We start from the raw sequence: 12,958 nt of genomic DNA, 5'->3' as shown, positions 1-12,958 counted from the left end.
CCGAAGACCCTTAGGGCAGGGCGTCACCATGCTGCGCTCGGATTCTATGCCTTCAGATCCGACCATCGCCCCGCATGTCTCTGGCTGCAAAACTTTTGCGCCCAGCAAGCTGGCGGCTATGCCGTCCTTGTCCCGGCATCTGGTCTCAGCCTGCCCGTCAGCACACCCCCGCAACGGCGGGGGCGGTTAGAGGTTTCGATGGCGTCGACACGAGCTACCAGTTCGAGATCTTCGGCATCCATGCGCAGCCGGCAAAAACCAATGCGGTTTATATGTTCTGCAAGCTGGAGAACGGAAACTACGTGCCCGTCTATATCGGCAGGGCGCAGAACCTTTCGGAACGGCTCGCGAACCATGAACGCAAGACCGAAGCAATAAACCTCGGCGCCCAATATCTGCTCGTTCATACACCGCCCGTGTATGCCGCGCGGGTCAACTATATCGAAGCCGAGCGTCGGTTGATTACGCAGTACAATCCTGTTCTCAATACCTAGCATCGGGGCCTGGGTGCTCTCCTTGGAGATCTGCGACGAACAGTGAAACACCGCCGTGTCCATTCGAATGGAGCGACCGGGTCGATCACAACAGCATCTTCGGACTTGGAACGGTGATCGGAGAGCCGACGGCGGGATTCAGTGCTACCGAAAATGGCCACCGCACCGAGTTCAAGGGGTGGAAGGTTCCAGTCACCTAGGACAATCCGGATCGTCGACCGCGTCACGTGATGGATTATGCGCTTCGTGTCGTCGAGCGACCGGACGCCAAAGGCGAAGCCTACTGGACGAGCGAGTATCTCAAACTGATGGTCCGCACATTATCGTCAAGGCAAGATACCGATCACGCCATCGAAAAGGCGTTTCGCAGACCAGATGGCAAGGGCGTTGCCGCTCTCTTGTCCGTCCTTGAAACCGAACGGGCAGCCATGAGCGAAACGATTGTGTTCCTTGAATCCGACGAGCGCGGCTGTCACTGTACCCTAGTTTATCAGAATTCGTCCGGAATTCATCCTTAAATATCAATGATGATTTGTACCCCTAATTTCCGTACTGTACCTTTAATTGCAATACTGCCCCCTTAATTGCCAGACGGTCGAACCTGTGGAAAACTCTGTTCTCTCCTGATCGTGCGCTTACGGATATGGCTTTCTAATAAGAAACAGGCGTTGAGTGTCAGGCTGCAGCGTAGCCTGTGGGCATATTGCAATTAAGGATACAAGTTTGCCTGAAAATGCTCTGAATCCGCAGAATCTGGTTAATTAGGGTACAGGGACAGCTCCAATGAGCCCGAAGCCGCAACACCGTCCGGAACAGCGATATGCCGGTCGGGCAGGGGGGCTCTGGCGCGGGGCACCGTATACCTATGTGACGACCGAGAAGTTCCTGATCGCGTTCGATTTGGAGTCGCTCCAAGACTTGCCGGATCGTGAGCAGCTGGTGGATGCGGGTGTTGCAGGTGAAGGACCACAAGTCGCTTTCGGCTAGTCTGTTGCCGGTGTTGTAGGGTGCAAAGGCTCCGTGAGAGCACTGTTTTCCTCATATGGTTTCGAATCTTGTCGGTTTCCGTTGTCGATGCCTGACGCACATTCGGCCGTTCTGCTTATCGTTTCATTCGCCGCGCAACGATTCATGTGGCGCGACAGAAATATTATTAATTTCAATGTGATAATCGTTTCGGCCATTTCACGAAGGCGGCTTTTGCTTCCTGACCCAAGAATCGTTTCAAAATCCGTGAAACGAAAACTTGCGTTGAGGAAAAATGTAGGTGTATCAATATTCTAATCGTTTCAAGCTTGCGGAATATCGTTTCATGGCCTTGTCGGATCAAGACGTTCTCGAATTTGTCGGCGAGAACCCGGGTGCCGGACGCGATGCCATCCGGAAGGGCGTTGCAAGGGATGTGAGCGAAACCACCGTATGGCGCCTCTTGAAGCGCATGGTGGAGGAGGGTCGCCTCGAGGTATCTGGCAAGGGCAGGGCGACGGGATACAGGATTGCCGGGGGCGAGGTCGTCCGGGCCCACTTGTCGACGCCATATAACAGGCGAGCGCCGGTTTCTTATCGACCGGAGTTTCTCGACGCATACGTCCCGGAAAAGACCTCGTACCTGTCTGCACCAGACCGCAAAAGACTGTTGGAGGCCGGTCGCCCGCAGGGAGGCGCAATTCCAGCCGGAACATACGCGCGTCGGATCCTTGAACAGCTTCTGGTCGATCTCAGTTGGGCGTCGTCCAGAATGGAGGGGAACACCTACGACATTCTGCAGACTGAGCGATTGATCAGGTTTGGCGAAGAAGCTGCGGGAAAGGATCGAAAAGAAGCCCTGATGATCCTCAACCATAAGGAAGCCATCCAGTATGTCGTCGACAATCTCGATGAGATCGGGCTTCGGCGTCCGGATTTGTTCGCGATCCATGCGCTGCTCTCAGACGGTCTTTTGGCGGACCCGGCGATGTCGGGCCGGTTACGTGCGATGCCGGTCGGGATCTCGCACTCGAGCTATCGACCGCTCGATGATGCGGTCACGATCGCAGAGGAATTCGACATCCTGCTGCACAAGGCTGCGCAGATCACCGATCCGTTCGAGCAATCCTTCTTCCTCTTGGTGCACATCCCGTATCTCCAGGCTTTTGCCGACGTCAACAAGCGGACTTCACGCGTGGCCTCGAACATCCCACTTCTGAAATCGGATCTTGCGCCGATGTCGTTCACGACGATGGAGGACAGCGATTACATCGACGGGCTCATTGGGGTCTACGAACTGAACAACGTCTCGTTGCTGCGCGATGTCTACATAGACGCGTATCTGGCTTCCGCCGAAAAGTACCGAATTCTCCGCGCTGAGGTGGAGAGCCCGGAAAAAGCGGCATTGGCCTATCGGGAGTTTGTTCGCTCAGCCGTCCGGCGCTGTGTTCTCGAATTCAAGGAGTTCCGAAACGATGCGGTCAATGAGATGGCTTTGGCTGCTGGCGTGCCCGATGCTGATCGAGCGGATGTCGTCGCATACGTCCGTGAGCAGATCGCAGGGCTCCATGAAGGCAACGTAATCCGCTATCGGCTGAAACCAGATGATCTGGAAGGAGTGAACCTACGCTAGATCGTCGATCAAACTGGACCGAGGAACTTCAATGCATCAATAGCGCATTCAATCACTGCGATAGTCGTTGCAATGATGGGCATCCAAAATAGTGTAGTGCGGAGAGGGTTCTGTTAATGTCTTCAATATTCAATTTTTTCCGAATTACATTCTTTCTCGTCCTGTATTTCTTTTTGTGCGTGGTCGTGGTGACCACAATGCTTCAGGATTGGCCGGACGGCGGCCAGATGCTGTTTGCGTTCGGTGTTCCTGTCATTCTCGTGTGGTGGCAGGAAAAACGGAGATCGCGGAAAGTCGCTGCACAAGCGCAAGCCAAGGGAAGTTCCGAAAACCGAACATCCCGATCTGAGCCGAACGTCCGACCAAGTGCCTATGACAAACGTATCGAGCGTGAGCGCGGACGAACTCGCGAAGCCAATGTTTCCAAAGCATCGGCTGCGAATAAAGCCTATTCCCCACCGAAGCAGGACTACGCCGAGATCGTTCGCGCTGGAAAGTCTGCTGCGCCCGCTCTTGCGGCAGCCGCTGAAAGAAAAAAATCTGGACGAGTTGCATCGAGCAGGTTGTCCCGAACAAAGAAGAGTGGATGGGTCCCGTCTACCGAAACTGCCAGCGTGGCCGGCCGCAACATCGGCGGGATGGTCTATGTCGGTATGCCTCCCTTGCTGAACTCTTACGGGTATCGCGACAAATGCCGAGCCTATATCGATCCGTCCCTTTCGGTCGCACGCTCAGGCACGGACAAGGCTGGCGATGGCATGCCGTATTGGCCTGGATACTCGGATATTTCACCTCAGTGCCGGGCGACCTACCTCGACTGGCTGGCCAGCGGGCGAACCGATGCCTCCTATAACCCCGGCTACATGTTCCTGTATTTCTATGGGTTGGAGCGTCGCTTCTTCGTCGATCAGTCAAACGAAGACGCCAAGGATATCGTCCGAGAAGTTCGTCGGCTCCAGTCGCTTTACCCTGACAACCACTCCGTCAGGCGCTATTTGGGTGAGTTCCTCGACATTGCGATGCTTGCTGAAACCGACCTCGACGCTATCGAGCCGATTTTCGAGAAGCAGGGCTGGGAACTTCCGTTCTCACTCAAATACGCAATTGGAGCTCGGATCGACAAAGGCGAGCACCTGACAGCGGACTGGTTGCTGAGTTGGTTCATCTGCCATCCCGAAGGCAATCTTAGAACTCCCGCGACGCGGTGCCGTGACGAGTTCATCGCCCTCTTCCGCATGCGATTTGATGAACGATTTCCGGACGGACTAAAAGTTACCAAGCCTAGGAAGAAGCTCACGGCGTCCTATCGGGCCGCTTCCAGCGAGTTTCAGGGGTCCGCCAACCCAACCGTGGATGGCAAGCCTGTCCCGGATATCTCCGGCCTGCGCAAACCGATCGAGATTGCCCAGGAGCTGGCTGATGAGGTAATGAACGATCTCGACAAGCTCAGTCGCTTCCTGGGCCGAAATCCTGATGGCCGCGGAAGCGTTGAAGCGCATGCCTTGATGCCCACTGAACTTTGGGAGGCCTTCCCATCCGAGGAAATGGACCGCTTGAAATCCTGGGCAAGCGATATCGTCGATCGAGGGGGGTTGGTGCCGCTTAAGGAGGTGATCGGACGCCTGGAGGGAGAAACGAACGAGAAGATCGGGAAACGGCAGATGACAGGAGCGGCCGACGCGCTCGCGCGCCTCGGTTTTGGTCTCGCGCCTGACCCTCGGTTTGCACTCCGATCACCCAAGGCGGAAGAGCCCGTTGTGCTGTTTAGCCTGGGTGAACCCATCGAAAGACTGGAGGAAGTTTCCGACAGCTATCGAAGCGCCTTGATGGAATTGGCGCTTGGATCGTTCGTCGCCCATGCGGATGGTCGCATCGCGGAGCCAGAACGCAGGGCGCTGGAAGGTCAGGTTTCCGCCGCGGCCCTCAGCGATCAGGAACTCCGCAGGCTGCGCGCAAACCTTGAATGGTTCCTGGCTGTGCCGCCGGACATGACGCTTCTGCGGCGCAAATTGAAGGATGTGGGCCAAGACAGTCAGGCCGCTATTCGGGCAGCGCTTGTTGGTGCAGCACATGCCGATGGCATTATTCACTCCGACGAAGTCGCGAGCATCGAAAAAGTCTACAAGGCTTTGGGCCTTGATCCTGCGCTGGCCTACTCGGACCTGCATGCTGGTGAAGTTGCGGATGTTCCTCGCACTGTTCGTGCATCGCAACCGGGTCGCCCGGGCGAAGCGATACCCGAACTTGAAGAAGCCAGCGGACCCATGCTCGACGCGTCGCGGATCGCAGCAATCCGTTCAGACACCGAGCGCGTGTCGTCTGTCCTGGGCCAGATCTTCGATATCGAAGAAGACGAAAACGTTGCCTCCGGGCCTGCCAATCAAAGTCAGTTGGCAGGGCTGGACCCGAGACACGGCGGCCTTGTCCTCGAATTGGTAACTCGGGAGCATTGGTCTGAAACCGAGTTCGAGACGATCTGCGCCTCGCACGGCTTGATGGCGTCTGGGGCTTTGGAAGTCGTGAATGAATGGGCTTTTGAGACCTACGATGAAGCGCTTCTCGACGAGTATGATGGATATGATGTGTCTCCGGAGATTGCGGAGACGGTAAAAGAAAAGATGAGTGCGGAGGGCAGGGATGTCGAAGTTGAAACCACGTGAACGCGATGCAATCGTACAGGCGCTCCGGGCTGGGGTCGTGCCCAAGCTCGGTTTGCGCCATATTCAGGTTGGCCGCGTCCGGGAGATTGAAGAGCTCGTCAAAGACATGGACCGGATATCCGATGGCGGATCGGCGATCCGGTTCATCATCGGGGAATACGGATCGGGCAAGACGTTCTTCATGAACCTGATCCGCCTTGTGGCTCTGGAGAAAGGCCTGGTCGTGATGTTCGCCGATCTGGCGCCAGATCGGCGCATTCACGCGACCGGCGGACAAGCTCGGGGGCTGTATGCCGAGATGGCCCGAAACCTCTCGACGCGGACAAAGCCCGATGGTGGGGCATTGGCCAGCGTGGTGGAGCGTTTTGTCAGCCAGGCTCACCGAGACGCTGAAGAACGGGATTTGCCAACCGGGTCTGTCATCCGTGAACGCCTTGGCCACTTCGAAGAACTTACCGGGGGATTTGAGTTCGCTGAAGTCATCCGTCGATATTGGGAAGGCCATGAGACCGGCGACGACGAATTGAAATCCGCGGCCCTGAGGTGGCTGCGCGGTGAATTCGCGACACGCACCGACGCACGCAAGGCGCTTGGTGTGCGAACGATCATCGACGACGCCAGTGTCTATGACCATCTGAAGCTGATGTCGGCATTCGTGTGCGAGGCCGGCTACAAAGGATTGCTGGTCGGCCTCGACGAGTTGGTGAATCTCTACAAGCTCACCTCGTCGCAGGCGCGCAATGCAAACTACGAACAGATCCTCCGGATTCTGAATGATGTGCTGCAAGGTAGTGCCGAGAACCTCGGATTTCTCATGGGCGGGACCCCAGAGTTTCTGATGAACACCCGTCGAGGGCTATACAGTTACGAAGCCCTACAGTCGCGTCTGGCTGAGAACACCTTCGCGCGAGACGGATTGGTCGACCTTTCAGGACCCGTTGTCCGGCTGGCCAGTCTGACCCCTGAAGACCTCTTCGTTCTTCTGGCCAATGTCCGGCGGATCATGCAGGACGATGCCGGTGCTCTGCCCGACGCCGCACTTGAGGCCTTCATGGCGCATTGCTCGGACCGGATCGGTGAAGCTTACTTCCGCACCCCGCGCAATACTGTGACCGCATTCGTGAACCTGCTTTCCGTGCTCGAGCAAAACCCCGGTGTCGAGTGGAGCGATCTGATCGAGAAGATCGAGGTCTCCGAAGACCTCGGCGAAGACATGACCGAGGTAGACGAGTCGACTGGTGCCCAAGACCCCGGTGACGGTGATCTGATCAAGTTCAAGCTCTGACGCCGATGAGCAGTGCGTTCGACAAACTGGCGAGGCCTGTGCAGAAATGGATACGCCAGAAAGGATGGCGCGAACTTCGCGATATCCAGGCGCGATCGATCCGGACGATCTGCGAAACCAATGCCGATTTGATCGTTGCGGCGTCCACGGCGGGCGGAAAGACCGAGGCGGCGTTCTTGCCGTTGATTTCACAGGTGCTTGACGCGCCGTCGGGCGGCACGGGCTTCGACCTGCTCTACATCGGTCCGCTGAAAGCCTTGATCACGGACCAGGCTATGCGGCTGGAGGGCATCTGCCAGGAAGCAGAGCTTCCGGTTGTTCCCTGGCACGGGGATGTCTCGCAATCCATCAAGACGCGCGCGTTGAAATCTCCAAAAGGGATCCTGCTGATAACCCCTGAGTCCCTTGAGGCGCTTTTCATTCGTCGCGGTTTGGAAGTTGCCCGCCTGTTTGGGGCCACGCGGGCAGTCGTGATCGACGAACTGCACACGGTTCTGGATAGCGAACGCGGTGTCCAGCTTCGTTCGCTGCTCACAAGGCTCGAGCTCGCGATAAAGCGCCCAATCCGTCGGATAGGTCTGTCAGCTACGCTAGGCGACATGGACCTCGCCAAGGCCTATCTTCGCCCTGACGCAGCAAGCTCTGTCCAGCTGATCGAAGCAGATGGCGGCGAGGTTGAATTGAGGCTTCAGCTTCGCGGCTACCTCTCAGGCGATGAAGATGAAAACAACCCATCCGCAACGGACGCTATAGCAGCGCATCTTTTCAAACACCTTCGAGGCAGTGACAACCTGGTCTTCGCCGGGGCGCGTCAACGGGTCGAGATTTACGCAGATCGGTTGCGGGAGCTTTGCGAACGGGAGCACCTGCCACAGGAATTCTATCCCCACCACGCGAGCCTCTCCCGCGAACACCGTGACTTCGTGGAGCGGCGGCTCAAGGATCCCGCGAAACCGACTACCGCTGTATGCACGTCGACGCTCGAGCTTGGAATCGACATCGGTGACGTGACCTGCGTGGCTCAAATCGGTGCGCCATTCAGCGTCGCTGCTTTGCGACAACGGCTTGGCCGGTCAGGCCGGCGTGAAGGACAAGCGGCCATTCTCAGGCAGTACGCTGTCGAAGCCAAGTTGACGCCGGAGAGCAGTTTCGTGGATCGCCTTCGCCTCGGCCTGATCAGGTCCATCGCGATGATAGATTTGCTGCTGGAAGGTTGGTGTGAACCGCCAAAACCGCAGGCGCTTCATCTCTCGACGCTCGTCCATCAGATACTGTCGGTCATTGCGCAGCGCGGCGGGGCATCTGCAAGCGTGGTCTACAATTTGCTCTGCCGCGAAGGCCCCTTTCGGAAGGTCACAACTGATGTCTTTGCCGATGTGTTACGTGCGATCGGTCATCCTGAAAACGGTTTGATCGAACAGTCCGGGAGCGGGCTGTTACTCTTGGGCCCGACAGGCGAAAAGCTGGTCGAGCACTACAGCTTCTACGCGGTTTTTCAAACTCCTGAGGAATTCCGTTTGGTTGCAGACGGGCGGGATCTCGGCACTCTGCCGATCGACAATGTCCTTGCCCCGGGGATGTTACTTATCTTCTCCGGGCGGCGTTGGGTTGTTCAAGAAATCCATGACCGCGAAAAGGTGATTGTAGTCAAACCAGCGAAAGCCGGTGTGCCACCTGTCTTTGGCGGTGATCCGGGTGACATTCATGACAAAGTAATTGATCGAGTGTTCGCGATACTCGAAGGGAGCGCTCTTCCGGCTTACATGGACGCGGCTTCTCTGAAGATGTTGGAAGAAGCGCGTGCACATTATGACGAACTCGGATTTCGGACCGAGAATATCCACGTTCTCGGAGAGCATACATCGATCATCGCAACGCGGGTTGGGACAGTGAAGACGTCAACTCTCATGCTCGCACTCAGGAGCGTAGGCTTCTCGGTTGAGCAGCATGACGGGTTTTTGTTGGTGGAGGCCGGCGATGAAACACCCGACCTTCAATCAGTGCTATCTGAAATGGCATCCGGCGAACCTCTAGACCTGTTCGGCGATGCGGGAAACCTAGCTACGGAGAAGTTTCACACTTACCTTTCGATGTCACTTATACAACTAGATGCCGTTTCTTCAAAACTAGCACCTGATCATCTGCCTAGCATGATCGATCGGATTGCTAAGCCATAAGGGGCGTATTTCGTTGAAAAACTCTTGGTTGATTGAGTGGTAAGTCGCTGATTCAATTCGTCCTGTAGGGAGGAATTGGCGATGATGGGACCGAGGCAGGAAGCGCAGGCGGCGTTGTTCTACGAGTTCTCGCTGGAAGATCATGTCCCGCAAGATCACCTGCTGCGCTCGATTGATCGGTTCGTCGATCTTGGCAGCATCCGGTCGCATCTGGCGGAGTTCTACAGCCATACTGGACGCCCCTCGGTTGACCCCGAGTTGCTTATCCGAATGCTACTCGTGGGCTACTGCTTCGGGATCCGGTCCGAGCGGCGGCTTTGTGAAGAGGTTCATCTGAACCTAGCCTATCGGTGGTTCTGTCGGCTCGATCTGAACGACCGTGTGCCGGATCATTCCACATTCTCGAAGAACCGGCATGGGCGGTTCCGCGAAAGCGAACTGCTGCGCTACCTGTTCGAGATGACCGTGGCACACAGCATTGAGGAAGGCCTCGTCAGCGGTCAGCGTATGGCCATCGATGCAAGCTTGATCGAAGCCGATGCCAACAAGCAGAACTCAACGCCGAAGGAAGAGTGGGACGCCTCAACCGTTGATCCGACCGACGCGCCCCGCGCCGTCCGCGAGTATCTCGACACGCTGGACGAGGCTGCGTTCGGCGCTGCCAGCGAGGTTCAGCCCAAGTTCACATCGCATTCCGATCCGGCGAGCCAATGGACCGCAGCCCGCAAAGGCCCTGCATTCTTTAGCTATTCCGACAACTACCTGATCGATACAGATCACGGAGTTATCATCGACGTCGAAGCCACCAGATCAATCCGTCAGGCTGAGGTCGGATCGACCAAGACCATGTTGAACCGAGTAAAGGAACGGTTCGATCTGCATCCGGAGAGACTAATCGCGGACACCGCCTATGGCACCGGCCCACTTCTGGGCTGGCTGGTTGATCGCAAGATTGCGCCGCATATCCCGGTGTTCGACAAGTCCGGTCGCAATGACGGCACCTGGACCCGCGCCGACTTCGAATGGGATGCTGAGAATGACCAATACATCTGTCCCGAAGGTCACGCCCTCAAGCAGTTCCGCCGCAACTACTCAGACCCCAACCGCGGTCCGACGGGCAAGGGCACCGCTCGCTATCGCGCTCTGAAAGAGGTCTGTCAGGTCTGCCCATCGAAAACCAAGTGCTGCCCCAACGCGGATGCCCGCAAGATCAGCCGCGAAGAAACAGAAGACGCCCGCCAGGTGGCTCGAGACATTGTGGACCTGTCGCGTTTTTGTGCCGCTCCAAGTGCTCGTTTAAACCACTTTCCGTTCGAAGGCGACGGGACTTTTCCAGCCCAGTGCTGAGTGTCGGCGGCGCGGATTGTAGAAGCCGTTGATGTATTCGAAGATGGCCGCTTCAGCCTGCCGTCGGGTTTGCCATGACCGCCGCCAGATCAGCTCAGCTTTGATCGTTTTGAAGAAGGTCTCGACGGCGGCGTTATCATAGCAATTGCCTTTGCCGCTCATCGACACTTTGAAGTCATGTTGGCGCAGGATCTTCTGATAATCGTGGGAACAGTATTGGCTGCCACGATCCGTGTGGTGGATGCAGTCCTTCGGTGGTGATCTGAAGGCGATAGCCATTCTCAGCGCCCTGATGGCCAGGTCTCGCTTCATCCGATTGCTAACAGCCCAGCCAATCACACGGCGGGAATGCAAGTCCAGAATGACGGCGAGATAAAGCCAGCCTTCACGGGTCCAGACATAGCTGATGTCACCAGCCCATGTCTTGTTCGGCTGATCCGCTGTGAAGTCCCGATCCAGTAGGTTGGGCGCGATATTGAACTTGTGATCGCTGTCTGTCGTGACCTTGTGCTTGCGTGTTCTCAACACGGATATGCCGTTCTGGCGCATCAGGCGACCAACGCGACGATGCCCCACAGCCAAACCAATTTCCTTCAACTCTTCAGTCATGCGCGGCCTGCCATAGCTGCCCAAACTGAGGCGTGACTGTTCTTTGATATGCGCCAGCGTGACCAGATCAGACCGCTGTCTGCGACTGGCAGGGCGGCTGCGGAAGGCACGCAGACCGCGTGCGCTGACACCGACGACATCGCATAACCGGTTGGCTGGAAAGCTGGCTCTGTGTTCTTCGATAAACCTAAATCTCATTGCTTTAGGCCCGCGAAGAACTGGGTGGCCTTTTTTAGGATTTCCCTCTCCTCCTTGAGGAGCCGGATCTCCCGTCGAAGTCGCTCATTCTCTTGAGCGAGGCTCAAATCCTCTTTGGAAACCACGTCTGTATCTCGGTGCGCTGTGATCCATTTGTTCAGCGTGGACATCCCGACACCTAGATCATCAGCCACCTGCTTGCGTGTTAGCCCACTGGTCAATGCGATACGCACCGCATCTTGCCGGAATTCGGCCGTCCGTTTCAGTCCCATAGTCAGTCTCCTTTGCTGCAGTAGATGCTATCAAAGGAGCGGCATCAAACCGTGACAGGTCCAATCTGAACCTAGCCTATCGGTGGTTCTGTCGGCTCGATCTGAACGACCGTGTGCCGGATCATTCCACATTCTCGAAGAACCGGCATGGGCGGTTCCGCGAAAGCGAACTGCTGCGCTACCTGTTCGAGATGACCGTGGCACACAGCATTGAGGAAGGCCTCGTCAGCGGTCAGCGTATGGCCATCGATGCAAGCTTGATCGAAGCCGATGCCAACAAGCAGAACTCAACGCCGAAGGAAGAGTGGGACGCCTCAACCGTTGATCCGACCGACGCGCCCCGCGCCGTCCGCGAGTATCTCGACACGCTGGACGAGGCTGCGTTCGGCGCTGCCAGCGAGGTTCAGCCCAAGTTCACATCGCATTCCGATCCGGCGAGCCAATGGACCGCAGCCCGCAAAGGCCCTGCATTCTTTAGCTATTCCGACAACTACCTGATCGATACAGATCACGGAGTTATCATCGACGTCGAAGCCACCAGATCAATCCGTCAGGCTGAGGTCGGATCGACCAAGACCATGTTGAACCGAGTAAAGGAACGGTTCGATCTGCATCCGGAGAGACTAATCGCGGACACCGCCTATGGCACCGGCCCACTTCTGGGCTGGCTGGTTGATCGCAAGATTGCGCCGCATATCCCGGTGTTCGACAAGTCCGGTCGCAATGACGGCACCTGGACCCGCGCCGACTTCGAATGGGATGCTGAGAATGACCAATACATCTGTCCCGAAGGTCACGCCCTCAAGCAGTTCCGCCGCAACTACTCAGACCCCAACCGCGGTCCGACGGGCAAGGGCACCGCTCGCTATCGCGCTCTGAAAGAGGTCTGTCAGGTCTGCCCATCGAAAACCAAGTGCTGCCCCAACGCGGATGCCCGCAAGATCAGCCGCGAAGAAACAGAAGACGCCCGCCAGGTGGCTCGAGACATTGCCAAGACCCGCCAGTACGACATCTCAATGAAGCTCAGAAAGAAGGTGGAAATGCTCTTCGCCCACCTCAAACGCATTCTCGGCCTGGGTCGGCTCCGATTACGTGGCCCATGCGGCGCAAACGACGAATTCCTCCTCGCCGCCACCGCCCAGAACCTCCGCAAACTGGCCAAGATCTTTCCCGCACCGCAGCAAACACGTAAAGCCTGATCAGAAAGGCACTCGCGCTCGGTTCAGCACACCACTTTCTGCGTCCGCAACACGTTGTTTTTCCACAGAATCGGCGTATTTCGTTGAAAAACTCTTGGTTGATTGAGTGGTAAGTCGC

Annotated in this window: 7 protein-coding genes and 3 pseudogenes; 9 read left to right on the top strand and 1 reads right to left on the bottom strand. The window is 56.8% G+C overall.

Annotation, left to right across the window (positions count from 1 at the left end):
* The first annotated feature begins 74 nt into the window (after positions 1-74).
* From ACR3ES_RS24280 to ACR3ES_RS24245, 8 genes and pseudogenes are all read left to right on the top strand, one after another.
* Complete coding sequence (locus tag ACR3ES_RS24280) at positions 75-494, top strand: GIY-YIG nuclease family protein (protein ID WP_170437462.1); 420 nt, start codon at positions 75-77, stop codon at positions 492-494.
* Positions 495-724: 230 nt separating this feature from the next.
* Complete coding sequence (locus ACR3ES_RS24275; protein ID WP_170437460.1) at positions 725-1,012, top strand: hypothetical protein; 288 nt, start codon at positions 725-727, stop codon at positions 1,010-1,012.
* 253 nt (positions 1,013-1,265) lie between these two features.
* Positions 1,266-1,481: pseudogene (locus ACR3ES_RS24270) on the top strand (hypothetical protein); the annotation flags it as partial.
* 280 nt (positions 1,482-1,761) lie between these two features.
* Complete coding sequence (locus tag ACR3ES_RS24265; RefSeq protein ID WP_480425629.1) at positions 1,762-3,093, top strand: Fic family protein; 1,332 nt, start codon at positions 1,762-1,764, stop codon at positions 3,091-3,093.
* Positions 3,094-3,209: 116 nt separating this feature from the next.
* Positions 3,210-5,753, top strand: coding sequence for a TerB N-terminal domain-containing protein (locus ACR3ES_RS24260; protein WP_480425631.1), 2,544 nt, complete (start codon positions 3,210-3,212; stop codon positions 5,751-5,753).
* Positions 5,731-7,038 carry an ATP-binding protein gene (locus ACR3ES_RS24255; protein ID WP_170437441.1) on the top strand — a complete coding sequence of 436 codons (1,308 nt, stop codon included), beginning with the start codon at positions 5,731-5,733 and terminating at the stop codon, positions 7,036-7,038. The genes ACR3ES_RS24260 and ACR3ES_RS24255 overlap by 23 nt, the downstream gene beginning before the upstream one ends.
* Before the next feature lie 5 nt (positions 7,039-7,043).
* Positions 7,044-9,215 (top strand): DEAD/DEAH box helicase, encoded by a 2,172-nt coding sequence (locus ACR3ES_RS24250; protein WP_170437439.1) that lies wholly within the window; start codon positions 7,044-7,046, stop codon positions 9,213-9,215.
* An 81-nt stretch (positions 9,216-9,296) separates the two neighbouring features.
* Positions 9,297-10,490: pseudogene (locus ACR3ES_RS24245) on the top strand (IS1182 family transposase); the annotation flags it as partial.
* A gap of 21 nt (positions 10,491-10,511) precedes the next feature.
* Here the strand turns inward: ACR3ES_RS24245 and ACR3ES_RS24240 are convergent.
* A protein-coding gene (locus ACR3ES_RS24240; RefSeq protein WP_480424262.1) for an IS3 family transposase occupies positions 10,512-11,641 on the bottom strand; the annotation gives its coding sequence in 2 pieces (ribosomal slippage) (positions 10,512-11,398 and positions 11,398-11,641; 1,131 coding nt in all).
* Positions 11,642-11,703: 62 nt separating this feature from the next.
* On the opposite strand from ACR3ES_RS24240, the pseudogene ACR3ES_RS24235 reads away from it, so the two are divergent.
* Positions 11,704-12,840, top strand: a pseudogene (locus ACR3ES_RS24235) (IS1182 family transposase); the annotation flags it as partial.
* Positions 12,841-12,958 lie beyond the last annotated feature (118 nt).

The sequence above is a fragment of the Ruegeria sp. B1 genome (assembly GCF_056535885.1).
Note: the sequence above shows the minus strand (reverse complement) of the source record. Positions and strands in the feature narration are given on the sequence as shown.